24 protein-coding genes, 1 pseudogene and 1 riboswitch are annotated in these 23069 nt (G+C 66.6%); of the genes and pseudogenes, 11 read left to right on the top strand and 14 right to left on the bottom strand.

The window, feature by feature from the left end; translation table 11 throughout:
- The first annotated feature begins 12 nt into the window (after positions 1 to 12).
- Both ACQP0C_RS36365 and ACQP0C_RS36360 read left to right on the top strand, forming a co-directional pair.
- Positions 13 to 1470 carry a DUF4349 domain-containing protein gene (locus ACQP0C_RS36365; protein ID WP_433727533.1) on the top strand — a complete coding sequence of 486 codons (1458 nt, stop codon included), beginning with the start codon at positions 13 to 15 and terminating at the stop codon, positions 1468 to 1470.
- The gene (locus tag ACQP0C_RS36360) at positions 1427 to 1657 is read left to right on the top strand and encodes a DUF167 domain-containing protein (RefSeq protein WP_433727531.1); all 231 of its coding nucleotides are present in this window, start codon (positions 1427 to 1429) and stop codon (positions 1655 to 1657) included. Before ACQP0C_RS36365 ends, ACQP0C_RS36360 begins: the two co-directional genes overlap by 44 nt.
- 20 nt (positions 1658 to 1677) lie before the next feature.
- Here ACQP0C_RS36360 and ACQP0C_RS36355 read toward each other — a convergent pair whose 3' ends face one another.
- A complete protein-coding gene (locus tag ACQP0C_RS36355; protein WP_433727529.1) occupies positions 1678 to 2142 on the bottom strand; it encodes a tRNA (cytidine(34)-2'-O)-methyltransferase in 465 nt (154 codons plus the stop codon).
- 46 nt (positions 2143 to 2188) lie between these two features.
- Positions 2189 to 2734, bottom strand: coding sequence for a carboxymuconolactone decarboxylase family protein (locus ACQP0C_RS36350; RefSeq protein ID WP_433727527.1), 546 nt, complete (start codon positions 2732 to 2734; stop codon positions 2189 to 2191).
- Between the two features lie 288 nt (positions 2735 to 3022).
- Here ACQP0C_RS36350 and ACQP0C_RS36345 point away from each other — a divergent pair, with 288 nt between their 5' ends.
- Entirely contained in the window at positions 3023 to 3268 is a 246-nt protein-coding gene (locus ACQP0C_RS36345; protein ID WP_354960176.1) for a DUF3017 domain-containing protein, read from the top strand.
- Between the two features lie 160 nt (positions 3269 to 3428).
- A complete protein-coding gene (locus ACQP0C_RS36340; protein ID WP_433727525.1) occupies positions 3429 to 4517 on the top strand; it encodes an IS110 family transposase in 1089 nt (362 codons plus the stop codon).
- A gap of 301 nt (positions 4518 to 4818) precedes the next feature.
- Here the strand turns inward: ACQP0C_RS36340 and ACQP0C_RS36335 are convergent, their stop codons facing one another.
- The 5 genes from ACQP0C_RS36335 to ACQP0C_RS36315 form a co-directional block, all read right to left on the bottom strand.
- The gene (locus ACQP0C_RS36335; protein WP_433727523.1) at positions 4819 to 5334 is read right to left on the bottom strand and encodes a hypothetical protein; all 516 of its coding nucleotides are present in this window, start codon (positions 5332 to 5334) and stop codon (positions 4819 to 4821) included.
- 325 nt (positions 5335 to 5659) lie between these two features.
- Positions 5660 to 6673, bottom strand: coding sequence for a sigma-70 family RNA polymerase sigma factor (locus ACQP0C_RS36330; RefSeq protein ID WP_433727521.1), 1014 nt, complete (start codon positions 6671 to 6673; stop codon positions 5660 to 5662).
- Between the two features lie 282 nt (positions 6674 to 6955).
- Positions 6956 to 7303, bottom strand: coding sequence for an EthD family reductase (locus ACQP0C_RS36325; RefSeq protein WP_433727519.1), 348 nt, complete (start codon positions 7301 to 7303; stop codon positions 6956 to 6958).
- A gap of 26 nt (positions 7304 to 7329) precedes the next feature.
- Positions 7330 to 8322 (bottom strand): zinc-binding dehydrogenase, encoded by a 993-nt coding sequence (locus tag ACQP0C_RS36320; protein ID WP_433727517.1) that lies wholly within the window; start codon positions 8320 to 8322, stop codon positions 7330 to 7332.
- Positions 8323 to 8451: 129 nt separating this feature from the next.
- Positions 8452 to 9096 (bottom strand): nitroreductase family protein, encoded by a 645-nt coding sequence (locus ACQP0C_RS36315; protein ID WP_433727515.1) that lies wholly within the window; start codon positions 9094 to 9096, stop codon positions 8452 to 8454.
- Positions 9097 to 9165: 69 nt separating this feature from the next.
- Here ACQP0C_RS36315 and ACQP0C_RS36310 point away from each other — a divergent pair, with 69 nt between their 5' ends.
- Positions 9166 to 9543, top strand: a complete 378-nt coding sequence (locus ACQP0C_RS36310) for a winged helix-turn-helix transcriptional regulator (protein WP_433727513.1) — start codon at positions 9166 to 9168, stop codon at positions 9541 to 9543.
- 251 nt (positions 9544 to 9794) lie between these two features.
- On the opposite strand, the gene ACQP0C_RS36305 is transcribed toward ACQP0C_RS36310, so the two are convergent.
- Positions 9795 to 10742 (bottom strand): oxygenase MpaB family protein, encoded by a 948-nt coding sequence (locus ACQP0C_RS36305; protein ID WP_433727511.1) that lies wholly within the window; start codon positions 10740 to 10742, stop codon positions 9795 to 9797.
- A gap of 161 nt (positions 10743 to 10903) precedes the next feature.
- On the opposite strand from ACQP0C_RS36305, the gene ACQP0C_RS36300 reads away from it, so the two are divergent.
- The 3 genes from ACQP0C_RS36300 (at position 10904) to ACQP0C_RS36290 (ending at position 12858) form a co-directional block, all read left to right on the top strand.
- Positions 10904 to 11587 carry a TetR/AcrR family transcriptional regulator gene (locus ACQP0C_RS36300; protein WP_433727509.1) on the top strand — a complete coding sequence of 228 codons (684 nt, stop codon included), beginning with the start codon at positions 10904 to 10906 and terminating at the stop codon, positions 11585 to 11587.
- A gap of 76 nt (positions 11588 to 11663) precedes the next feature.
- The gene (locus ACQP0C_RS36295) at positions 11664 to 12083 is read left to right on the top strand and encodes a hypothetical protein (RefSeq protein WP_433727507.1); all 420 of its coding nucleotides are present in this window, start codon (positions 11664 to 11666) and stop codon (positions 12081 to 12083) included.
- A gap of 466 nt (positions 12084 to 12549) precedes the next feature.
- Positions 12550 to 12858 (top strand): type II toxin-antitoxin system VapC family toxin, encoded by a 309-nt coding sequence (locus tag ACQP0C_RS36290; RefSeq protein ID WP_433727505.1) that lies wholly within the window; start codon positions 12550 to 12552, stop codon positions 12856 to 12858.
- 18 nt (positions 12859 to 12876) lie between these two features.
- Here the strand turns inward: ACQP0C_RS36290 and metX are convergent, their stop codons facing one another.
- From metX to ACQP0C_RS36275, 3 genes are all read right to left on the bottom strand, one after another.
- Positions 12877 to 14031: a homoserine O-acetyltransferase MetX gene (gene metX / locus ACQP0C_RS36285; protein WP_433727503.1), complete on the bottom strand. Its 1155-nt coding sequence runs from the start codon at positions 14029 to 14031 to the stop codon at positions 12877 to 12879.
- Positions 14028 to 15377 carry a bifunctional o-acetylhomoserine/o-acetylserine sulfhydrylase gene (locus tag ACQP0C_RS36280; RefSeq protein ID WP_433727501.1) on the bottom strand — a complete coding sequence of 450 codons (1350 nt, stop codon included), beginning with the start codon at positions 15375 to 15377 and terminating at the stop codon, positions 14028 to 14030. The genes metX and ACQP0C_RS36280 overlap by 4 nt, the downstream gene beginning before the upstream one ends.
- A gap of 83 nt (positions 15378 to 15460) precedes the next feature.
- Positions 15461 to 15571, bottom strand: a riboswitch (SAM riboswitch).
- A gap of 43 nt (positions 15572 to 15614) precedes the next feature.
- The gene (locus tag ACQP0C_RS36275; RefSeq protein WP_433727499.1) at positions 15615 to 16367 is read right to left on the bottom strand and encodes a TetR family transcriptional regulator; all 753 of its coding nucleotides are present in this window, start codon (positions 16365 to 16367) and stop codon (positions 15615 to 15617) included.
- 134 nt (positions 16368 to 16501) lie between these two features.
- On the opposite strand from ACQP0C_RS36275, the gene ACQP0C_RS36270 reads away from it, so the two are divergent.
- From ACQP0C_RS36270 to ACQP0C_RS36260, 3 genes are all read left to right on the top strand, one after another.
- Complete coding sequence (locus ACQP0C_RS36270) at positions 16502 to 17995, top strand: MFS transporter (RefSeq protein ID WP_433727497.1); 1494 nt, start codon at positions 16502 to 16504, stop codon at positions 17993 to 17995.
- Positions 17996 to 18284: 289 nt separating this feature from the next.
- Positions 18285 to 19502: an NADP-dependent isocitrate dehydrogenase gene (locus ACQP0C_RS36265; protein WP_433727495.1), complete on the top strand. Its 1218-nt coding sequence runs from the start codon at positions 18285 to 18287 to the stop codon at positions 19500 to 19502.
- 386 nt (positions 19503 to 19888) lie between these two features.
- Positions 19889 to 21022: an MFS transporter gene (locus ACQP0C_RS36260; protein WP_433734752.1), complete on the top strand. Its 1134-nt coding sequence runs from the start codon at positions 19889 to 19891 to the stop codon at positions 21020 to 21022.
- Positions 21023 to 21025: 3 nt separating this feature from the next.
- Here the strand turns inward: ACQP0C_RS36260 and ACQP0C_RS36255 are convergent.
- The 3 genes and pseudogenes from ACQP0C_RS36255 to ACQP0C_RS36245 form a co-directional block, all read right to left on the bottom strand.
- Positions 21026 to 21431, bottom strand: a pseudogene (locus ACQP0C_RS36255) (nitroreductase family deazaflavin-dependent oxidoreductase).
- Positions 21432 to 21545: 114 nt separating this feature from the next.
- A complete protein-coding gene (locus ACQP0C_RS36250; protein ID WP_433727493.1) occupies positions 21546 to 22442 on the bottom strand; it encodes a LysR family transcriptional regulator in 897 nt (298 codons plus the stop codon).
- A 51-nt stretch (positions 22443 to 22493) separates the two neighbouring features.
- Positions 22494 to 23066 (bottom strand): hypothetical protein, encoded by a 573-nt coding sequence (locus ACQP0C_RS36245; protein ID WP_433727491.1) that lies wholly within the window; start codon positions 23064 to 23066, stop codon positions 22494 to 22496.
- Positions 23067 to 23069: the final 3 nt, after the last annotated feature.

Genomic DNA, 23069 nt, shown 5'->3' with positions numbered 1-23069 from the left:
TAACCTGCGTCCATGCGGAAGCTTGCTGTGCTGGTGATCGGCCTGCTGGGTGTGACGTTGCTGGTCGGGTGTGGTGATGACAAGGGCGATGACAGCGCCGGTTCCGGGCGGTCGAGCATGGCGACCGTCGCGCCGATGGCGCCGCCGCCGAGCCTGCGCGAGGGATCCCCGGCGAAGAGCGATACCGGCGCGAACACCGTCGAGACGCGCAAGGAGGTCATTACCGGCAGCGTCGATATCACCGCGGGGGATCCGCTCGAGGCGGCAGGTCAGGTGACCGATCGGGTGCGCGAGGTCGGCGGTCGGGTCGACAGCCGCACCGAACAGCCGGGCACCGGCGACACCGATCCGGAGGCCACGCTCACCGTTCGGGTGCCCGCGGATAAGACGGACAAATTCATCGACGGCCTCAGTGGGGTCGGCCGGGTCACCCGGATGAGCACCAACCGCGATGACGTCACCCTGCAGTGGCAGGACCTCGACGCCAGGATCAAGGCGCTGCAGGCCTCGGTCGACCGGCTGCGCGCGCTCATCGTCGGGGCGACCAACACCGCGGATCTCATTGCCGCCGAACAGGCGCTGTCGAGTCGTCAGGGGGAACTCGACAGCCTCACCGCGCAGAAGCGCCATCTCGACGATCAGGTCGCGCTGTCCACGCTCACCATCGAAATCACCACCGAGGACAAGAAATCCGACGAGGGTCCGTCCAATTTCTGGGATGGCATCGTCTCCGGCTGGCACTCGCTGGTGGATTGGCTGAAGGACGCGGTTGTGTTCACCGGGAAGGCGATTCCGTGGCTCGGGTTCGTCGTGGTGATCGGCGCGGTGGTGTGGGGTGTGCTGCGGGGCGTGCGGCGTGCGCGCAACGGCAGGGCCGTGAGTCCGGAAGAATCCACCGGGGGGTCCGATACGTCCGCGGCGCTGGTCGGTGCTGGCGCAACGGTAGCGGAGGGTGCTGACGCCGGTGCGAGTGCCGGGATCGGTGCGGGCGCTGATACGGCGAAAGGTGCTGATACGGCGAAGGGCACTGGGACGGCGAAAGGTGCTGATACGGCGAAGGGGGCTGGCACGGCGAAAGGTGCTGGCACGGCGAAAGGTGCTGACACAGTGAAAGGTGCTGACACAGTGAAAGGTGCTGACACAGTGAAAGGTGCTGACACAGTGAAAGGTGCTGGCACGGCGAAAGGTGCTGGCACAGTGAAAGGTGCTGGCACGGCGAAAGGTGCTGGCACGGCGAAAGGTGCTGGCACGGCGAAAGGTGCTGGCACGGCGAAAGGTGCTGGCACGGCGAAAGGTGCTGACACAGTGAAAGGTACTGGCACAGTGGAAGACGCTGGCACGGCGAAAGGTACTGGCACAGTGGAAGACGCTGGCACGGTGATAGGCACTGGGACGGCGAAAGGCGCTGGGACGATGGGAGATACAGGTGCCGACGGTGGTCAGGGCGACGATCAAACCGAACAGCCGTAAGGGCCCGCTCGTCGAAACCCTCGATGACGGCACCCTGCAGCTGTACGTCCGCGCCCCCGCCGTGGAAGGCAAGGCGAACAAGGCCGCCATCGAACTCCTGGCCGACCACTACGGCGTCCCCAAATCCGCCGTCCGCCTCGCCGCGGGCGCGACCTCGCGCTTCAAGCGCTTCGAGGTCGACGTCTGAAACCCGCTCCAGCGCAAGCGTTATACCGCGCCCGGAAAGCCGGACTGGCGCCAAGCCTCGTACACGGTGACGGCCGCGGCATTGGAGAGGTTCATCGAGCGGCGGCCGGGCAGCATCGGAATGCGCAGCCGGTCGGTGATGTGCGGATCGTCGAGCACTTCCGCGGGCAACCCCGTCGGTTCGGTGCCGAACAGCAGCACATCACCCTCGCGATAGGCCACATCCGTATACCGCCTGCTCGCCTGTGTCGTGAACGCGAACACCCGCTCGGGCCGTACCGCATCCCATGCCGCAGCGAGATTCTTGTGCACCGTCACCGAAGCCAGATCGTGGTAATCCAATCCCGCCCGCCGCAACTTCGCCTCCGAAAGATCGAACCCCAATGGCTCGATCAGATGCAGCTCACACCCTGTTCCGGCGACCAGGCGAATCGCATTGCCGGTATTGCCCGGGATGACTGGCTCGTGAAACATCAGACGGAACACCCGTGCAGTCAACCAGGTCGGCCGGGCTGGCCGGGAATGGCGTGGCCTACTTAGCCGGGCGCTCCGGCAGTGCACATGCGCCGCCTTCGGCCATGCCCGTCGGGCGGACGCCGAGGCCCTGGTTGTGGCGGGCGCGCTGGTTCTCCCAGGCGATGGTGGCCGCCAATTCGGCGAACTGCGCTTTCGACAGCTGGGTCAGCAATTGGGTGCGCAGGTCGTCGATGCCGACGGCGGGGGTGGCGGTCATGGCCTCGGCGAAGGAGATGACCAGCTTTTCCAGGTCGGTGTAGGCATCGCTGGTGCGGTAGCGCGGCAGGTCGACGAGTTTTTGTTCGGTGAGACCGCTCGATTGCGCCAGTGCCGAGCCGATATCCAGGCAGAACTCGCAGTTCACCAGCCCGGCGGTCTTCAGTTCGGCCAGCTCCTTGAGCCTGGGATCCAGTTGGTTGCTGAACAGCATGGCCGTCTCGTAGCCCACCGTGCCGAACAGGATCTGTGGGCGGCGGATGAGCCAGCCGAACAGGTCGGATCGGTTCCGTTTCGCCTGCCGAACCGCCCGCACATAGTGCCGAATCCGGGTCAGTGTTCGCATTGTCCGTACCCCCTTGTGCCGGATGGATCTCTTGATGTTGAAACTACGCCGTGTAGTAGTTGAGGGCAATGTCTGATTTTGCACGACGTCACTCGACACGAAACCTGTTGCGAGACAGTAGCCATGAACGGCCGTCCGGTGCGTCGATGCGCCGACGCATCGCACTGCTGCGAGCGGCCGCGGGGCGTCTGCAAGAATCGGGGCGTGACCGACGTGGACTCGACTGGCGCCGAGCGGCAGTCCGACAGGAGCAGCCCTGGTGAGCAGTTCCTGCGCTGCCACCTGCCGATGCTGGTTGTGACGGCGGTCATTCTGCTCGCGGTCGTCTTCGTGGCCTGGGACCGCTGGCGCCGTGGCGCGCTGTTCTTCGGCGGTGCGACGCTGCTGGCGGCCACATTCCGGTTGTGCCTGCCGACCGCGCGGGTCGGACTGCTCGCGGTGCGCAGCAAGCCTTTCGACGTCGCCGCGCTGAGCATCCTCGGCGCCGCCATCGTCTTCATTGCCGCCACCATCAACACCCTCGGCGTCAGCTGAGACGCAACGACTTTCGCCGGATCCGGCGGCGTCGCCGCGCTAGACGGTATGAAGGCCCACGGAGGTTCGGGGCCGGAGGCCTCGATTCTGCAAAACCGCGTGGGTTGCCGGGTGAAACTCACTTCGGTAGAGCCACATTTGCAGGTCAGGAGGGCCTCCGGTGAGTATCGAGCGTACGAGTGTCGGGCTGGATGTGCACGCGTTATCGGTGGTGGCGTGTGCCATCGATAACGAGACCGGGCAGCTGACCCGGCAGCGGTTGTGTCCGGATCCGGGGCAGATCCTGGCGTGGTTGGCTGGGCTGGCGGGGCCGGTCCGAGTGGTTTACGAAGCCGGGCCGACCGGCTTCGGTCTGTACCGGGCGTTGACCGCGGCCGGGATCGACACCATCGTGGCCGCACCGTCGAAACTGCAACGCCCGGCCGGGGACCGGATCAAAACCGACGCTCGTGACGCCCTGCATCTGGCGCGGCTATTGCGGCTGGGCGAGATCGTGGCGGTGGCGGTGCCGACCGTGGCCCAGGAAGCGGCTCGTGATCTGGTCCGTGCCCGCGAGGACGCGCGCGGTGATCTGATGCGGGCCCGGCATCGGTTGTCGAAACTGCTTCTGCGGCAAGGGATTGTGTATTCCGGTGGGTCTGCGTGGACCGGGACGCATGATCTGTGGTTGCGTGGGCAGCACTTCGACCAGCCTGCGTTGCAGACCGCGTTCGACACCGACTACGAGGCGATGACGCTGACCAAGACCCGCCGCGACCGGCTCGATGCCGCCATCACCGCGATGGCCGCCGCCAGCGACTACACCCCGATGGTGCGCCGGTTGGGGTGTCTGCGCGGGATCTCGACCCTGACCGGGTTCGCGCTGGCGGTGGAGATCGGGAACTGGGATCGGTTCACCGGCAAGACAATCGGTGCCTATCTGGGCTTGGTCCCCACTGAATATTCCTCCGGCGCCACCCGCACGCAAGGATCGATCACCAAGACCGGCAACACCCACGCCCGCCGACTACTGGTCGAGGCCGCCTGGCACCACCGCCGCTCCTACCGCAACCCGACCGCCACCATGGGCGCACGCTGGGCGCTGGCGCCGGCCGCGGCCCGCGTCCGCGGGCACGCCGGTAACCACCGACTGCACCATCGGTGGGAGCAGTTCACCGCCCACCACAAACGCCCCGTGATCGCCAACGTCGCCGTCGCCCGCGAACTCGCCGGCTGGTGCTGGTCACTGGCCGTCCTCGACGACGGCTGACGCCGTCTCCGAGACCGCGGCCGGGCGAGTCAATCCTCGAGTCGGCGTGCGGGACGATCCGCGACACAACTATGGGCAGCAACGCTTTCCGCGTCGCAACGCCCGACCCTAGACCAGCGGCACCGTCCCTATCGAACAGTCGTCCTGCGGTAACCAACCCGCGCATATCAGTCTGACCACGCCGTCGCCAACCACGACACGACCCGAGACAAACCCCGCCCGACCGCACACGAAAGCGGTCCCGGCAACCGACGTTACCGGGACCGCTTTCACCTGCCCCTTGACAGAACAGGCCTACATATCAGTTGTGGCAGGTATCCCTGTCGTTGTAGAGCATCAGCTGGGTGACCTTGGCATCGGCCGGCATATTCCGGTAGATGCCGAGGAAGCCGTAGTGTCCGGGGTGGTCGGGCACCACGGCGGAACTCCAGTTGTAGCCGATCTCGAGCGTCGGATACGCGGCGCGGACTTCGTCGACGGTGGAGCCGACACCGATGCCCTCGGGGGTGTGGGCCACAAGTTTGCCGGGCATGATCGCGACTATTTCGCCGTTATTGGTGAAGCCCTGCCAGCCCGCTCGTGCGGTATATCGGCCGCAGCCGGGCGGATCATTGGTGTCGGCGAAGGCGGCGATTTCCCCCGTGGCCTCGGCCTCGGCGCGGTTCATCCCGAGTCGCAGCTTGCCGAAGCCGAGCGGACCGAGGACGGTCGGCGCCGGGGCCGCCGTCGTCGACACCGCTACCGGGCCGGTCGCGGCGGGCACGTCCGAGCACGCCGTCGTACCGGTGAATACCGCGCCCAGCAGCGCGAACGTCATGACGGCACGATGAATACGCATGGTCTACCCCCAATTTCGTCCATGAACCGGAATGCCCGTCGACCCGACCGGGCGCGATATCGGCCCAGTCTGCCCATCGGCGACTCGCCCCGTCAAGGCGGCATCCGAAGGCCGAGGTGCAACCTATGCGTCACCGCCATTCCGCGATGTCCGCTGAGGCGCAACGACTTTCACCCGAGCACACCGGCTCGCGATGCCACCCGCCCGGGATAGCCCATCGTCGAACCGTTCTCGCCGTCGGGCGGCACGGCGACCGGGCCCGGAAGGCTCGCCCCTGCACCATGCCGCCGCCCCGGTGCGCTGTTCATGCGCGGAGCCAGGGTCGGTCCGCGAGCACGTCCGGGAATCCGAACGTCGCGACCAGTGCGGGATCCTCGAACGCGATCACCCGGGAGACACCGGCGGCGGTCGGTGCCAGCACCACGATGCCGTTGGCCCGGAGCGCGCCGTCCGCGTCCCGGTGATACACGACGGCGGCGGGTTGGCCGTTGGCGGTGCTGGGGATCATCCGCCAGTCGCCCGGCGTGCCCAGCACGTACGCGTCGAGCATGTGGATGCACATCGCCCGACCCGCCTGCCATTCACGGAATGGCGTCGCTTCCAGCGTGGCGTCCGTGCGCAGCACCTGCTCCAGCAGGCCGGCGTCGGAGCGCTCGAAGGCCGCGATGTAGCCGTCGAGTAGCGCGCGTGCCCGCTGGTCGGTCGGTTCGAGCAGTTCCTCGGGCCCCGGCTCCAGCTCATTGAGCCGAGCGCGGGCCCGCTGCAGACCGCTCTTGACCGCCGCGGTGGTGGTGTCGAGGATCTGCGCGGTCTCGGCCGCGGAGAACGCCAGCACCTCGCGCAGAATGAGGATCGCGCGCTGGCGGGCGGGCAGGTGCTGCAGGCTCGCGATGAGTGCCAGCCGCAGCGACTCGCGTGCGACCACCACGACCGCCGGATCGTCATCGGCCGGGGCGATCCACCCGTCCGGCAGCGGTTCCAGCCACGAGACCTCGCCCGGCGCAACGAGACTCGGCGGACGGTCGGGTCTATCGCAAGGACCTGTCAGCCCCGAGGGCAGCACCCGGATCCGCCGTGGCTCCAACGCCGTCAGACAGACATTGGTGGCGATCTTGTAGAGCCAGGACCGAATCGAGGCGCGACCCTCGAAACCGTCGTAGGACCGCCACGCCCGGAGATAGGTCTCCTGCACCAAATCCTCGGCGTCGTGCGCCGAGCCGACCAGGCGGTAACAGTGCGCCAACAGCTCCCGGCGGAACCGCTCGGTTTCGGCGGTGAACCGGTCTCGGTTCGGTGCCGTCGGCGCGTGCGACGTCATGCGGCGAGCCTAGGCCGCTCTGCGGTTCGACGTCGGGCCGTCCAGCACAGGTCCGCCGCCGGAACCGTCAACCGCGGGTACAGCTGCACCACCACCGACTGCTCGCTCACCATGGGCTGCTCCTTCTCACGACCGGTCCCGCTGGTCGGGACCGTCGCCCATTACGACCGCCGCGCCGCGGCAAAAGAATCGAACCCCAGGTCAGCCGGTATTCAGGCGGAGGCCGCCCCCGGTGACGTCACGGGGTCCCCGACGATCAGCGCCGGCAGAGCGCGGGGGTGGTCACGTGTCTTCGAGTTGAACGATCATGCCGCGAATCGTGGTGTATCGGGACAGATTCGTGATGGCGTCTTCGGCCGTTCTGTTGCCGGCCTCGGAGCCCAGCGCCGCGCCCAGCGATTCCATGTCATCCCAGTCGAGCATTGCCACCAGGTAGTAGGGCTCGCCGAGCACCGGCGTCGCATCGTGGCTGACCGTGTATCGCCGCAGGCCAGGAAGCTGCTCGGCCAGCGGAATATGAACTTCGCGATAGTGACGTTCGAACGCCTCGATATCCGATGGCCTGTCGTACATCACCAGGAATCGCGCCATTCGCTCGGTGGTCTGCGGGTTCTGCATCTCTGTGCTCACTTTCAGCTCGCGCAATGGCTGGAGTTTCAGGGCACCAGGGCCAGTTTGCCGACGGTGGCTCTGGCTTCCAGTTCCGCGAGCGCTTTCGGGCCGTCGGCCAGTTCGTACGCGGTCGGCCGGCCGGGGGTGAGCACGCCGGCGGCGATGAGCGCGGACAGCTCGCCCATGAGCTCACCGAAGATCTGCGGCGCCGCCTGGATCAGCACGCCGATATTGAGACCGATGATGTGAACCTGGTGCTTGTACACCAACTCCCAGTTGGTGATCGCGGCTTCGCCGCCCGCCACGCCGTAGACGACGACCCGGCCGGTGACCCGCTTGGCGGCGGCCAGGCTGGCGGCGAAGGTGTCCCCGCCCGCCGACTCCAACACCAGATCGGCACCGGCGCCGCCGGTCAGCCGCAGCACCTCGGCGGCGAGGTCGCCGCCGAGGGAGTCCAGGACGTGGTCGGCGCCCAGTGCCAGCACCGTCTCGTGCTTGCCCGGCGATGCGGTGGCGATGACCGTCGCGCCGTAGTGCTCGGCCATCCTGACCGCGGCCTGGCCGGTCGCGCCCGCCGCCGCGTGGATCAGCACGGTCTGCCCTGCGGCGATGCCGCCCAGCGGCCTGAGTGCGGCCAACGCGGTGGGCCAGTTCACGACCAGCCCCAGCGCCTGAGGTGCCGTCCAGCCCGCGGGCACCGGCACCGCCGCAGCCGCGGGCAGCACCATGTACTCGGCGAAAGCACCGTCGCCGACGCCGACGACGCGGGCTCCCGGTTGCGGGCCGGTCACCGCGTCGCCGACGGCGACGATCTCGCCGGCAGCCTCGAAACCCGCCAGATACGGCGGCCGCGGGCCGCCCAGGAACGTGCCGTAGGCCCTCGAGATGTCGGCGAAGTTGACGCCCGCGGCGTCGACCCGGATCAGGACCTCGCCCCGGCCGGGGACCGGCACCGGCGCGTCGGTGATCAGACGCATGTCCTGCGGACCGTTGCGGGAGGTCTGCCGCAGGGCGCGCATGGTGGCGGGGATGCTCATCGTGATCAGCCTTCCTTCTCGGTGCGTGATCGAGACCGGCCCGCCCAGCGGGCCGCTCCTTCCACCAGGTAGACCCCGGCCGCCGCCAAAAGGAATCGGCTACCCGACGCATCAGCGTCGAATGCGGACTCAGCTCGACGGATAGCGCTCGGTGAATACCGTGCGCTCGCGCGGGCGACGGCCCGGGTGCGGCGGGGTGGTATCGCTGTAGCCGACCGCGACCATGACCGCGATGGCGAGGTCGGGACGGTCATCGATGCCGATGGCCTTTTTGACCAGGTCCGGGTCCCAGCCGTTCATCGGCGCGGAGGACAGGCCGAGGCTGGTGGCGGCGAGCATGACGTAGGTCGCGGCGATCATCGCATTTTTCACGGCGTTCTCCCGGAGCAGTCCGCGCTCGCGCAGCGAGTGGAATTCGGCGCGTGCGGCGAACATTGCGGTGAACTCCGCATTCCATGCGCCATTGCGACCGGCCAGTTCGGCGATATCGGCGTTCTCGGCCGTCCAGGCCGCCGTCTCGGCGACGAAGACCAGCACCACCGGCGCCTCCAGCGGCTGCGGCTGGCCGAAGGCGGCGTTCGACAGTTCCCGGCGACCGGATGCGCTGGTCACCACCACGATCGAACGGTCCTGCATATTCCAGGCGGTGGGCGCCTCCACCGCCAGATCCAGCAGTTCGGTGAGCAGTTCGGGCGGCACCGGATCCGGGCGGTAGTGGCGGGTGGTGCGGCGAGTGCGGATCGCGGCGGGAACCGAAAGTGTCTGTGCGTTCATGATTCTTACTATTGGAGAGTGGCGCACTATTGGGAAGACAGCACTTAATAGTGCGCTACACTCCAGAAGGTGCGTACGGTGATCGAGGCCAGTGGGCTGCCTGCCGATGTCTACTCGGCGAAATGCCCCACCCGACAGGTACTGGACCATGTCGCGGGCAAATGGACCGTGCTGATCGTGGACGCCCTCGCCGAGGGCACCATGCGCTACACCGATCTGCACCGCCGCATCGAGGGCATCTCCCAGAAAATGCTCACCCAAACGCTGCGGCAACTCGAGACCGACGGATTCGTCACGCGCACAGTGCATCCCACGGTGCCGCCCCGCGTCGACTACGACCTCACCGACCTCGGCCACAGCCTGCGCACTCCGATCGCCGCGCTGCGCGATTGGATCGAGGTCAATATCAATCGCATCGAGGCGGCTCGCCGCCGTGCTGTGGGCTGATCGCCGGAATGCGGATTCGCTGGCCGCGCAGCGTATCTCGTAGCTACGACCCCGGCCGCACAGCGGGCCTGCGGCGGTCGACACCACCGTTGTCGCCGCCCGAGCTGCGGCATGCCGGACCGGACGATGCGGTCAGAACATCGAAAGGGATGACTTCGCTGCGACGAACTCGGCAGCGAATTCATCACGCGTACAGGCCATCTCGGCGGGCCAGCCGGTTCGATTATCCCTGAACGCAATTCGGGGCGGCGTCAGCTCGCCTCGGCGACCGCACGCCGTTCGCGCCCGCCGTACAACTGCCGCGCCTCGCTCGGCGTCACTGTCTCCGGTCGCGTCGGCGGTTCGCCCTTCAGATGCTGTTCCAGAATCTGCCCCGCCATCGGCGCGATATACGGCGCGGCGACGATCAGCCCGAACGAGTTGAACGCCGTCGTGCCCCACACGATGATCTTGGCGGCCGGGCGCACAGCTAGATCCACGATTCCCGGCCGATCGAAGCGGCCGAGCCTGCGCATCCACTTCGGCAGCGTGGCAACCGAAGCCAGCGACAGCAACCGACTGCCGAGGGCATAGCTGATCCCGGCGCCATTGCGCGGGGAGGTCCACAGCAGGTGATGCATGCCCTCCTCGGCACGCTCGGAGGTGCACAGGCGCGGGCGGACCTTCGCGAAGTACGCGCGCACTTCCTCGCGGGATCGCGGCACCTCCTCCGGCTTGCAGGTCTGCAGTTCGGCGGCGATCGCGCACTCCTGCCAGTAGCGCGCCTCCTCTTCGGCGCTGAGCGGCCCGGGCCCGAAGACCTCGTAGGCCTTGAGTACCGAATGCCAGCCGGTGATGTGGATCCACAGCTGGGTTTCCGGGCTGTTCGCGCTGTAGCGCTGACCGCTGATCGGTTCGATGCCGGTCATCGGCGCGTGCACCTGCATCAGGTGTTGCGCGGCCTGGATGGCGGTGCGGCCGTCGGCGATCGCGACGAGCAGGAAGTAGGCGAAGGTGTGGTCGAGGCGGCTGCGCGGATCGGTGTAGATGCCCTGCGAGTCGGCGACGGCCGCGGTGAGGAATGGATCGAAATGCTCGAGGACCACAGCGCGCTGGAAGCCGATTACGGCGGTCGGTGCGGTCCAGATCTTCCAACTGGGCGAATCCGGGCCGAAGAATCCGTAGTCGTCCCGGCGAAGTGTGGTCGGATCGAAGGCCATCTGCTGCTCCTTTGCCTGCTCGCCTCCCTGAGCGGCGAATACAACGCAACCGTAGCAATTGCGGGCAGGCAATACAACGCCCCCGTAGCATTTATCCGCAGATGGATTCCGAATCCGCGGCAGGTGCTGACAGGATGGATGCGGATGGAGGTGAGCCGACAGTGACCAAATCGCGTTCCGCGCCGAAGCCGGCCGCACCGGACCGGCCGCGACGGCGATACGCGCCCCGCCTGCCGCCCGACGAGCGTCGCGCCCAACTGCTCGACGCCGCCTACACGGTGCTGAGCCGAATGGAACTGCACGAACTGAGCATGGAGGCGGTCGCGCACGAGGCGGGTGTCGGAAAACCGGTGCTGTACACCGTGTTCAAGACGCGCGCCGAACTCGTTGCGGCGCTATTGGAACGCGAACGCGAGCGCGGCCTGGAGCAGGTGGCCGCGACGCTGCCGACCGATCTGCTCGGCGCGGATCCCGTCGTGGTCGCTTCCGCGACGGTTGCGGCGTTTGTCGGTGTCGCACTGGAGAATCCGACGCGCTGGCGGCTGATCCTCGCCGGACCGGGCACTGCCCCCGACGAATACCGTGCGGCACTTATCGATTCGCGCACCGGCGTCTTCGATCAGGCCGAGTCGCTGGTCCGCATGGGTATGGCGGTCGATTCGCGCTGGGCGGGAATGGATTCCGGACTGCTCACCAACTCGCTGTTGAGCGTCGCGGAAATGCTCGGCAGACTCGCGGTCAGCGCACCGCAGGAATACCCGCGCGAGCGGCTCGAAGGCTTCGTCCACTCCATCGTGCGGTTGCTCGTCGGCGCGCCCGACGTGGGCGCGCTGCGAGCTGAATAATGTTGCGGTTCAACTCGATCAGGTTTCCCAACTCGGAAGACATGAGTGAGCCGATGGGAATGGCATGATCTCGATCATGACCAATCGACGACTTCCCGTACTCGCGCTGACCGCGCTTCCTGCCATGGCGATCGCGTTCGGCTCGGGCGCCACCGCTACCGCGAGCGGGCTGGAGCCCCCGGTGATGGAAGAGGTCTTCGCGCTGACGGGAACCGTCTCGGCGAAGTTCCACAACCCGAACGACCGTGGCGTGTGCTGGGTCTACAACGCCGATACCGGCGAAATCTTCGGCGGCAACAATCCCACCTCCTTCGCCGTCGCGGACGGCAAGATGGTCCAGACCTCCCTGGGCAACGGCAACCTCCCCTCGGGCCAGGTACACGTCCGCGGCGCCTGCGCCTTCGACCGCCCAACCGGCAACCACGACTACGCCTCCACCACCGACATCATCACCGTCGATGTAACCGGCAAGCCGAGCACCGGCAGCTTCGGCTGACCCACCCGAACGCCGACTAGCGCCTCGTGTCGACCGCAACAGTCGTACCCGGGGCGCCGTTCGACGCCGGGACAATCACCGCGCCGAAAGTGGCAAGCCACTAAACTCGCAACTATGACCGCAGCGCACGACTACGAGGACCTGCATCGCTTGGTCGATCGGCTAACGCCGGACCAAGCGCGTGCGTTACGTGCCGTCGCGTTGCAGTTGGTCGTCACCGATGCACCCGAACCTCGACCAGTTGCAGAGTCGGCAGCTGAGCGACATCGGCATCTTTCGTTCGCCGGTGTAATGCACGCAGAGCCCGATCTCGCTGCGAGGTCGGAGGAACTGCTGCGTGAGGAACGTGGTAGACAACCGAAGTGATCGTCTGTGACACAGGCCCGCTCGTTGCTGTGCTCAATAAGAACGACGCGGATCACCGCCGCTGCCTGGATCTCCTTGAAACCCATCCGGGCCGCTACTCGTGCCGAGTCCGGTGCTCGCGGAAGTCTGCTACTTCTTGGAAACCCGTGTGGGTCCCCAGGCTGAGGCGATATTCCTGGAATCGATTGCCAACCAAGAAATCGAGCTCGTCGAGCTTACCCGGGCTGATCTGAGCCGAATGGCCGAGCTGGTTCGAAAGTACTCCGACTTCCCACTGGGAGCTGTTGACGCCGCTGTGCTTGCCGTCGCCGAACGGCTCGAGGTCGCCGAAGTGGCGACGCTGGATCTACGACACTTCAGCGCCGTACGGACGCGTCACCCTTCGCCTCTTCGTCTGTTGCCCAGCTAACCGACTCGCGGCGAGAGTTCAGTCGGTGCGGCTGATTCGGGCCAGGCGCATGGTTTCGGTCAGGAGTTTCGAGACCGCGGCCGCTTCGGTGAGGAAGCCGTCGTGTCCGTCGCGGGAATGCACGATTTCCAGACCTTCGCAGCCGGGGAGGCCATCGGCCAATTCCTGCTGGGTTCGCAGTGGGTACAGGCGATCGGAATCGACGCCGCCGACCACGCACGGGACCGGGGTGGCGGCCAGGGCGGCCGATACGCCGCCGCGGCCGCGGCCGATATCGTGGCGGTTCATCGCCTCGGAGAGCAGTACATAGGTGGCGGGATCGAAACGGCTACAGAGCTTTTGGGCCTGGTGGTCCAGATAGCTCTGCACCGCGTAGCGGCCGCCGTTCCACGGATCCTCATCGCCCTGCGCGTGGTTCTCGAAGCGGTGATCGAGTTCGCCCTCGGTCCGGTAGGTCAGGTGCGCGATGCGCCGGGCGATGCCCATACCGGCCATGGGGGCGCGGTCGGTGTCATGGTAATCGCCGCCCTGCCAGTCCGGATCGGCCTTGATGGCGGCGATTTGCGTTGTCTGCGTGCCGATCTGGTCGGCGGTGGCGCGCGCGCCGACGGCCAGCACCAGTGCGGATCCGACCCGATCAGGAGCGCCGACCATCCACTCCAGCACGCGCATGCCGCCCATCGAACCGCCGACCACGGCGGCAAGGCGCTCGATGCCGAGCAAATCGAGCAGCGCCGCTTCCGCGGTCACCTGATCGCGGATGGAGATCTCCGGAAACCTTGCGCCCCAGGGCTTTCCGTCCGGTGCCAGCGATGACGGGCCGGTGCTGCCCTTGCAGCCGCCGAGCACATTCGTCGCGATGACGCACCATTCGTCGGTATCCACCGGCTCACCGGGCCCGACCATGCCGTCCCACCAGCCGGGCAGCGGGTGGATATCGTCGGGCACCCCGACGACGTGCGAGTCACCGGTCAGCGCGTGCTCGACCAGCACCACATTGTCCAGCGTGGTGGAGAGCTCGCCCCAGCGCTGCACGGCCAGATGAACGTCCGGGATGACCGCGCCGTTCTCCAGCCGCACATCCCCGATGGCGATGATGCCGAGCCGCCCGTCCGGCGGTGGCAGGGCCACCGCGGACGAGCGGACGGTACTCGGGTCGGCACTCACAGTCACGTCGTAGCCGCCGCGAAACCGGCTCGCAGATCGGCCAGGATGTCATCGATTCCCTCGATGCCCACGGCGAGTCGGACCAGGCCCGGGGTGACGCCGGAGGCCAGTTGCTCAGCGGGCGTCAACTGCGAGTGTGTCGTCGACGCCGGGTGGATTACGAGAGAACGCACATCCCCGATGTTAGCTACATGGCTGTGCAGGGCTAACGCGTCCACGAACTTCTTGCCCGCATCGACGCCGCCGCGCAGTTCGAACGCGACGATCGCGCCCGCGCCCTTCGGCGCCAGTTCGGCGGCGCGTCGATGCCACGGCGAGGACGGCAGGCCCGCGTAGAACACCGATTCCACGGCCGGATGCGTGCTCAGGAATTCGGCGACCGCCTGCGCGTTGGCGACGTGACGCTCCAGCCGCAGGCTCAGCGTTTCGATGCCCTGACTGATCAGGAACGCGTTGAACGGCGATATCGCCGCGCCGAGGTCGCGCAGCAGCTGCACCCGCGCCTTGAGCGCGTAGGCCGGAGCGCCGAGATCGGCGAAGACCGCGCCGTGGTAGCTCGGGTCCGGGGTGGTGAAACCGGGGAAGCGGGATTCGCCCTGCGCGTCGCGCACGGTCCAGTCGAAGGTGCCGCCGTCGACGATCACCCCGGCCACCGCCGAACCGTGCCCGCCCAGGTATTTGGTGGCCGAATGCACGACGATGTCCGCGCCGTGGGCCAGCGGCTGGATCAGGTACGGGGTCGCGACCGTATTGTCGACGATCAGCGGCAGGCCCGCCGCATGCGCGATCGCGGAAATGCCGCGGATATCGAAGATCGCGCTGCTCGGGTTGGCGATGGTCTCGCCGTAGAAGGCCTTGGTATTCGGCCGGATCGCCGCGCGCCACTGCTCGAGATCGTCCGGGTCCTCGACGAAGGACACCTCGATGCCGAGCTTGGGCAGCGAGTAGTGGAACAGGTTGTAGGTACCGCCGTAGAGGTGCGGGCTGGAGACGATGTGATCGCCAGCGGCGGCGAGATTGAGGATCGCGTAGGTCTCCGCGGCCTGACCGGAGGCCAGCAACAGCGCGGCCACACCGCCCTCCAGGGCGGCGACGCGCTGCTCGACCACGTCCTGGGTCGGGTTCATGATCCGGGTGTAGATATTGCCCGGCTCGGCCAGCCCGAACAGTGCGGCCGCGTGATCGGTGTCACGGAAGGCGTATGAAGTGGTCTGGTAGATCGGGAGTGCGCGTGCGCCGGTGATCTCGTCGGGCGTCTGGCCCGCGTGGATCTGCTTGGTTTCGAAGGACCACTGCGCCGGATCGATTCCGGCGGAATCGATATCGGTCGCGGACGCGTTGGGGTCACTCATGTCTTGCTCCAAAGGGGTTGTTCGCCAGCAGGTTTCAACGGGATGCGGGTGACGGACAACAACACATGGCGGGAACCTCCTGAAGTGCGCGCTTGCTCTCGGCTTTCGAGAGCCCGGTCATCACCCGGAGCACCCCACCGCAGCTGGAGGGTTGCCGTCCAGCAAGCCGGGGCTTCGCGCTGGCACTCATGACCTGACCGACATGGTAACCGGAGTGCGGGCGGCGGCCGAAATCCGTTACCGGTTTTCCGCCGCGGCGGCGTCGGTGCGGCCGGTGCACACCCGCATGAACTCGTCGAATGAGGTGGTGAACGCATTGCGGGCGTCGGCAGCGGCGGCCGAGGTGTCGGCCTCGTCGAAGATCGAGTTCGAACATTCCATGCTGAGATGACCGATCAGCTGCCAGGCGCCGACGACCAGGCGCACCGGCAGCGCATCGGGCTGGGTGCCGAGTCGGTCGGCGATCACTTCGGCGATCGCGACGTTCTTATCGTCGGCGAGTTCCATGCTCTGCGCGCTGACCGTCGGACTGCTGCGCAGGATCCGCTGCATCTGCTGGAAGCGTCGGAACGAGATGGGGCCATCGATGCTTTCCGCGGCGTGGTCGACGACATGCAGGAATGCCTCGCGCAGCGACAGCAGTTCATTGCCGGTGACCGGAAGTCCGCGCAGGCATTCGGCGATGGCGAGGCCGAAGTCCTTGACCGGCCCGAGGACGATGTCCTCTTTGCTGTCGAAGTACCGGTTGATGGTGCGCGGTGACACGTCTGCGCCGTTCGCGATCTGCTCGACCGTCGTCGCGTCGAATCCCTGTGCGTCGCAAAGGTCCAACGCGACTTCGATGATGCGCAGCCTGGTCTGCTGCTTCTTGCGTTCGCGCAATCCCACGCTCGCGCCGGCGCTGGACGAACCGGGCCCTGGGTTTGCTGTGGCGCGCACAGCGTCGTCGGCTGTGGCGCTCGCGCCGATCGGCGTCGATGACTCGAGCATGTCCCCATGTTATCGCAATCGGGACATTTTGTGTCTTTAACGGCCAAATGTCGTAGTGCGACATTTTTCTCTTGACGACAAATGTCCGTCGATGACAGGATGACTGCAGTACTTCGGACGGCTAGGAGAAGACAGTGAGCGAGACCGCGACAGTGGTGGAAGTTCCGGAAAGACAGGCCAGCTCGACGCGCTGGCTGGCGCTGGGGGTGATTGCATTGGCCCAGCTCATGGTGGTTCTCGACGCCACCATCGTGACCATCTCGCTGCCCTTCGCGCAGCAGGATCTCGATATCAGTGACGGCAACAGGCAGTGGATGCTCACCGCCTACACGCTGATCTTCGGCGGTCTGCTGCTGCTCGGCGGACGGCTGGCCGACTACATGGGGCGGCGGCGAGTCTTCATCGTCGGCCTGGTCGGCTTCGCCGGGGCATCCGCGGTGGCCGGTCTGGCGCAGAACGGTGCCGAGCTGTTTGCCGGGCGTGCGCTGCAGGGCGCGTTCGCGGCGTTGCTCGCGCCGGCGGCGCTGTCATTGCTCTCGGTGACCTTCACCGAGGCGAAGGAGCGCGCGACCGCATTCGGCGTGTTCGCCGGAATCTCCGCGGGTGGTGCGGCGCTCGGCCTGATCGCCGGTGGTGCGCTGACCGAGTACGCCTCGTGGCGGTGGTGCCTGCTGGTGAACACCCCGATCGCGCTGCTCGCGCTGCTCGGCGCGCTGGCGTTCGTGGTGCGGGATGTGCCGACACCGCGCACCGGCGGCTATGACGTGCCGGGTGCGGTCACCGTGACGCTCGGTCTGATCGCCATCGTGTACGGATTCAGCCGCGCCGCCGAGGACGGCTGGCTGGCCGGGAGCACCCTCGGACTGCTCGTCGTCGGTATCGCCTTGCTGATCGCCTTCGTCGTCATCGAGCGCCGCTCGACGAATCCGCTGCTGCCGCTGCATATTCCGGGTGAGATCAACCGCGGCGGCGCCTTCCTCGCCGCATTGCTGATCCCGATCGCCATGTTCGCGATGTTCCTGTTCCTGAGCTACTACTTCCAGATCACCCTCGGCTACTCGTCGCTGAAGGCCGGCTTCGCCTTCCTGCCGTTCCCGGCGGGCATCGCGATCTCCGCCGGTGTCACCAGCGCGCTGCTGCCGAAGCTCGGCCCGCGTCCGCTGATGGTGGCGGGCGCCGTGCTCGGTGTCCTCGGGCTGGTGTGGCTGGCGCAGCTGAGCTTCGGCGACAGCTACGCGGCCAGCGTGCTGCCCGCGCAGGTGCTGATCGCGCTCGGCATGGGCCCGCTGTTCGTCGGCATGCAGACCGTCGCGCTGCATCAGGTCGAGGAGGAGGACTCGGGTGTGGCCAGTGCCCTGCTGAACGCGGCCCAGCAGGTCGGCGGTGCGGTCGGTACCGCGCTGCTCACCACGATCTCGGTGCAGACGGCCAAGACCTTCGCGCAGAACAACCCGATGGTCGACAACCTGATGGCCCGCGCCTCGATCCACAGCTACGACGTCGCGTTCTATGTCGGCGCGGGATTCTTCCTCGCCGCAATTCCGGTGATCGCGTTGATGATTCGGGACAAGCCGGAAAACCTGATCGAGGGATCCGAGGAGGGTGCGCGGATTCCGGTCGCGGTCTGATCATGAAATAGCTGGTCCGGGTGTCCTTCGGGATACCCGGACATTGCTATTTCGCGGTGGCGCACGTCACTGCCGACCTACTTGTCGGTAACCGTTTCGAGCGTCTTCACATGGGGGGCTGCCCGCGCGGTGAGGTCAATGGCAGCAGTACGCTTGTCTTGTTTGCACCACACGTCTCGTGGACAACGCGGGACATATACGTTGTCTGTTGGAACAGCTAGGGTCCGCTCACAAGCGTGTTCGCCTGGCCGTGCAATGAGGGCACCATCCTAGGAGGACACGAAGATCCATGTCCAAGATCAAGGTTGAAGGCACCGTCGTAGAACTCGACGGCGACGAGATGACCCGGATCATCTGGCAGTTCATCAAGGACAAGCTGATCCACCCGTATCTCGATGTGAACCTGGAGTACTACGACCTCGGCATCGAGTATCGGGACAAGACCGACGACCAGGTCACCATCGACGCCGCGAACGCCATCAAAGAGCACGGCGTCGGTGTCAAATGTGCCACCATCACCCCCGATGAGGCCCGGGTCGAGGAATTCGGCCTGAAGAAGATGTGGCGCTCGCCCAACGGCACCATCCGCAATATTCTCGGCGGCACCATTTTCCGCGCGCCGATCATCATCTCGAATGTGCCGCGTCTGGTTCCCGGTTGGACCAAGCCGATCATCATCGGCCGTCACGCGTTCGGTGACCAGTACCGCGCCACCGACTTCAAGGTCTTCGAGGGCGGCACGGTCACCCTCACCTTCACCCCGGACGACGGCAGCGAGCCGATCGTGCACGAGGTCGTGAAGATGCCCGAGGACGGCGGCGTCATCATGGGCATGTACAACTTCAAGAAGTCCATCGAGGATTTCGCGCGCGCGTCGTTCAACTACGGCCTGCAGCAGAACTACCCGGTGTACATGTCGACGAAGAACACCATCCTCAAGGCCTACGACGGCATGTTCAAGGACACCTTCCAGGAAGTCTTCGAGGCCGAGTTCAAGACCCAGTTCGACGCCGCGGGCCTCACCTACGAGCACCGCCTGATCGACGATATGGTCGCCTCCTCCATGAAGTGGGAGGGCGGCTACGTCTGGGCCTGCAAGAACTACGACGGCGACGTGCAGTCCGACACCGTGGCCCAGGGCTTCGGCTCGCTCGGCCTGATGACCTCGGTGCTGCTGACCCCGGACGGCAGGACCTGTGAGGCCGAGGCCGCGCACGGCACCGTCACCCGGCACTACCGCCAGCACCAGCAGGGCAAGCCGACCTCGACCAACCCGATCGCGTCGATCTTCGCCTGGACCCGTGGCCTCGAGCACCGCGGCAAGCTGGACAACACCCCCGAGGTGATCGGCTTCGCGCAGACCCTCGAGGACGTCGTCATCAAGACCGTCGAGGGCGGCCAGATGACCAAGGACCTCGCGCTGCTCGTCGGCGGCGACCAGGGCTACCTGACCACCGAGGAGTTCCTCGGTGCGCTCGACGCCAACCTGGCCCGCGCCCTGCGCTGACGGTTGACCGTCGATCCGGTCGCGCGCACCGCGCCGACCGGCCGAACCGAATAACCCGGCGCTGGGCAAGAGCCAGCGCCGGGCGCGACATACGGGCACCCGCACCACACCGGTGGTACGGGTGCCCGCACTGTTTCCGCGACCCGCGTGTGCGGCCGGACTTCACCTTCCTGGGCTCAGCAACCGGTGGGTTGCCGTCGGGCTGCCCGGTGTGCGCGGTATGGCAGTCGTTCGTCCGAATTCTCGATGCTGACGTGGGGAAACTCACGTCTACCCGGGAAGCGACCGGAGTCGCCCGACGGTTACATCAATACGTGACCGGTTCCGTTGCCACCCAGACCCCAGCACTCGCCGAGGCCGAACGGACGGACTGGCATATTCCCGCGATGCTGGCGCTGGCCCTCGGCGGATTCGGAATCGGCACAACCGAATTCGTCACGATGGGTTTGCTGCCCGATATTGCCAGCGCCATGAACGTATCCGAGCCGACCGCGGGACATGCGGTATCGGCCTATGCGCTCGGCGTGGTCATCGGAGCGCCGGTGATCGCCGCGCTGGCCGCGCGGGTACCGCGCAAACGTCTGCTCATCGCGCTGATGGTGGCGTTCAGCATCGGAAATGCGGCGACCGTCGGCGCGCCCTCCTTCGCAACCCTCGTCATCGCCCGATTCGTCTCCGGACTGCCGCACGGCGCGTATTTCGGTGTCGCCTCGCTGGCCGCCGCCACATTGGCTCCGGTCGGGCAGCGCGCAAAGGCGGTTGCTGCGGTTATGCTGGGTTTGAGCGCCGCCAATGTCGTCGGCGTTCCCAGCGCCACCTGGCTGGGCCAGCATCTCGGCTGGCGCGACGCCTTCGTGGTGGTCGCGGTGATCGGAATCGTCACGGTCGCCGCCCTCATTCGGTTCGTTCCCGAACTGCACGGCATCCGGATCACCAACCCGATGACCGAACTCGGCGCACTCCGCCGCCCGCAAGTACTGCTGACCCTGCTGGTCGGTGCCATCGGCTTCGGCGGCATGTTCGCCGTCTACACCTACATCACCACCACGCTGACCGATGTCGCGGGCATGCGGCTCGGTCTGGTTCCATTCGTGCTCATGCTCTTCGGCCTGGGCATGGTCGCGGGCAATATCGTCGGCGGCATCCTCGCCGACCGCGGCGTCGACCGGGCGATCTACCTCTCGATGATCGCCATGGTGGTCATTCTCGCGGGGTTCGTTGCCGCCGCGCACAATCCGTACACCGCGGGCATCGGCGCCTTCCTCATCGGTGCCTCGGGTGCGGCGCTGGCGCCAGCTCTGCAGACCCGGCTGATGGATGTCGCCGCCGACGCGCAGACGCTCGCGGCGGCGCTCAATCACGCCGCCCTCAATATCGCCAATGCCGCGGGCGCGTGGCTGGGCGGACTCGTCATCGCGGCGGGTCTCGGCTATACCGCTCCGGCCACCGTCGGCGCGGGTCTGGCCGTCCTCGGTGTTGTGTTGTTCACCCTCACGGTCTGGGCCGCGCGGCGAACGTAGTCGTCAGGTGCTCGGTTGCAGCGCGACGACCGGGATCACCCGACTGGTCTTGGTCTCGTATTCGGCGAAGCCCGGCATGACAGCCACCATCGCGGCGTAGAGCCGATCGCGTTCCGGGCCCCCGGTGATCGGCGGTCGCCTCGATGGTTTCGGTGCCGATTTCCAGCCTGACCTTCGGATTCGCCAGCAGATTGTGGTACCAGTCCGGGTGGCCGGGTGCGCCGGCCTTGGACGCGATGATCACCAGACGGTCGCCGTCGCGGATATAGGCCGTCGGATTGGTCCGCGGCAGCCCGGTTTTCGCGCCGGTGGTAGTGAGCAGCAACAGGTCCTTGCCTTCGAACGGGCCGCCGACCTTGCCGCTATTGCTCCGGAACTCCTCGATGATGTTCTTGTTCCAGTCGGTCATATGCGCTCCTCGATCGAGATCGGGTTACCAGGTCATCCTCGCGGATGACGATGCTGTCCGGGGCAATGTCGACAGCCCGATGTCGATTTCCCCGGTGCCCGGAGCGGCTGGGGCTCAGTTCTGCACGAGGCAGCCCATATCGCGGATCACCCGGGCGAATGCGCGGATCTGCTCGGTTTCGGAGTCGCTGCGCCAGACCGGTGCCCACCGAACAAGGTGGGAATCGGTGATGGGCAGATAGGAGATGCCGGGTCGGTTGTAGTAGCGGGCGATGTGGCTCATGCAGCTGGTGAAGACGTCGCTGGTGCTGGCGGTGGCCAGGATGTCCTCGAGCGTCGAGATCGGCGCGACACGGTGGATGGGGCGGCCCGAGGGCGTGTAGAAGGGGCTGACGGCGTCCTCCCAGTAATCGGGCAGTGGTGCGTTGGGTTCCAGCACGCCGCGGTCGCCGAATACCTCCAGCGATACCCACTTTTCGCCAGCCAGTTCGTGGCGGTCGGGCATCATCGCCACCATCGGCTCCGTGGCGATGATCGGCCCGACGGTCAGGCCGGGTTCTTCGACGGGCAGCCAGGCGATGACGACGTCGGCTTCGTCGCGACTCAGCGGGCCGAACTGGTCGCCGAACTCGCTACTGCGGATCTGCAGCTCCCAGTCCGGGTGTGCGCGGCGGAAGGCGTCCCAGAACGGCTGATAGTCATAGGGGTTGTAGCCGATCATGGCGACGCGCAGTACGCCGGAGATGCCCTGTGCGGTGCGCCGGGCATGTTCGATCGCCCGGACCAGGCCCCGATAGTTCGGGAGCAGTTCGACGAGAAGTTGGCGGCCGAGCGGGGTGAGCTGGACGTTGCGCGGATTGGAGCGGTCCACCAAGCGACCGCCGATGCGGCGTTCCTGACTCTTGATGGATTGACTCACTCGCGCCTGGGAAAGGTGCAGTCGTTGGGCGGTCCTGCCGAAGTGCAGCTCCTCGGCCAACATGAGGAAGATCTCGATATCTCGCAGCTCCATCGAGACCTTCCGATCGAATGTTCAGCGTGCGATCTGAACGTTACGTTGTCGTCAGTGCTCGCGCAGCGGGGCGCCGCTGTGCTTCGCGCCTGCGATCATGCCGATCAGCACTGCCTCCTGGTCGCCGTCGTTGCGCCAGGCGTGCACCACACCATTGAGGACGAGCCAGTCCCCGGGCGCCAACCGAATCTCGGCATCCTCGAGCACGCATACCGACTCGCCCGTGAGCTGCATCAGGCAGTCCATCGATGCGGTCGCGTGGAACCCGGTGAAATCCGGTGCCGCGCCGTAGGTTTCGGGCGGGTTCGGATCGTCGACAACAGCCACCGAGGTAGAGATCTGTGCCATGGCGGCGGCCGCGGCTTGGACCGGATCCGAGGAGTCGGCCCAATTATCCGGGTCGAAGCGTGGTGGGAAACTCAGCCGGATGACATGGAAACCCCCGGGGAGGGGAATGAGTGGACCCGCGAATTCGGGCCTGGCACCCGCATCGGGGAAGCTGGGCGGTGCGTCGGCCGCCCAGATCGAGTCCGGACCGTGACCGCTCGACGCGAACTCCGCATCGCTGACGACGACGGCCTTGCCGTTCGTATCGTGGCCGGTGACCACGCGTCGAAAACCCATATC

The organism is Nocardia sp. CA-129566 (genome assembly GCF_050956075.1).
In the GTDB taxonomy this organism is placed as follows: domain Bacteria; phylum Actinomycetota; class Actinomycetes; order Mycobacteriales; family Mycobacteriaceae; genus Nocardia.
Note: the sequence above shows the minus strand (reverse complement) of the source record. Positions and strands in the feature narration are given on the sequence as shown.

Coding starts and splice junctions, on each gene's coding strand:
- ACQP0C_RS36345 (WP_354960176.1), top strand. CDS start 3,023: ATGCTGGTTGTGACGGCGGTCATTCTGCTCGCGGTCGTCTTCGTGGCC.
- ACQP0C_RS36350 (WP_433727527.1), bottom strand. CDS start 2,734: ATGCGAACACTGACCCGGATTCGGCACTATGTGCGGGCGGTTCGGCAG.
- ACQP0C_RS36315 (WP_433727515.1), bottom strand. CDS start 9,096: ATGAACGCACAGACACTTTCGGTTCCCGCCGCGATCCGCACTCGCCGC.
- ACQP0C_RS36330 (WP_433727521.1), bottom strand. CDS start 6,673: ATGACGTCGCACGCGCCGACGGCACCGAACCGAGACCGGTTCACCGCC.
- ACQP0C_RS36295 (WP_433727507.1), top strand. CDS start 11,664: ATGACCAATCGACGACTTCCCGTACTCGCGCTGACCGCGCTTCCTGCC.
- ACQP0C_RS36320 (WP_433727517.1), bottom strand. CDS start 8,322: ATGAGCATCCCCGCCACCATGCGCGCCCTGCGGCAGACCTCCCGCAAC.
- ACQP0C_RS36245 (WP_433727491.1), bottom strand. CDS start 23,066: ATGGGTTTTCGACGCGTGGTCACCGGCCACGATACGAACGGCAAGGCC.
- ACQP0C_RS36250 (WP_433727493.1), bottom strand. CDS start 22,442: ATGGAGCTGCGAGATATCGAGATCTTCCTCATGTTGGCCGAGGAGCTG.
- ACQP0C_RS36335 (WP_433727523.1), bottom strand. CDS start 5,334: ATGACGTTCGCGCTGCTGGGCGCGGTATTCACCGGTACGACGGCGTGC.
- ACQP0C_RS36275 (WP_433727499.1), bottom strand. CDS start 16,367: ATGCTCGAGTCATCGACGCCGATCGGCGCGAGCGCCACAGCCGACGAC.
- ACQP0C_RS36260 (WP_433734752.1), top strand. CDS start 19,889: ATGCTGGCGCTGGCCCTCGGCGGATTCGGAATCGGCACAACCGAATTC.
- ACQP0C_RS36280 (WP_433727501.1), bottom strand. CDS start 15,377: ATGAGTGACCCCAACGCGTCCGCGACCGATATCGATTCCGCCGGAATC.
- ACQP0C_RS36365 (WP_433727533.1), top strand. CDS start 13: ATGCGGAAGCTTGCTGTGCTGGTGATCGGCCTGCTGGGTGTGACGTTG.
- ACQP0C_RS36265 (WP_433727495.1), top strand. CDS start 18,285: ATGTCCAAGATCAAGGTTGAAGGCACCGTCGTAGAACTCGACGGCGAC.
- ACQP0C_RS36305 (WP_433727511.1), bottom strand. CDS start 10,742: ATGGCCTTCGATCCGACCACACTTCGCCGGGACGACTACGGATTCTTC.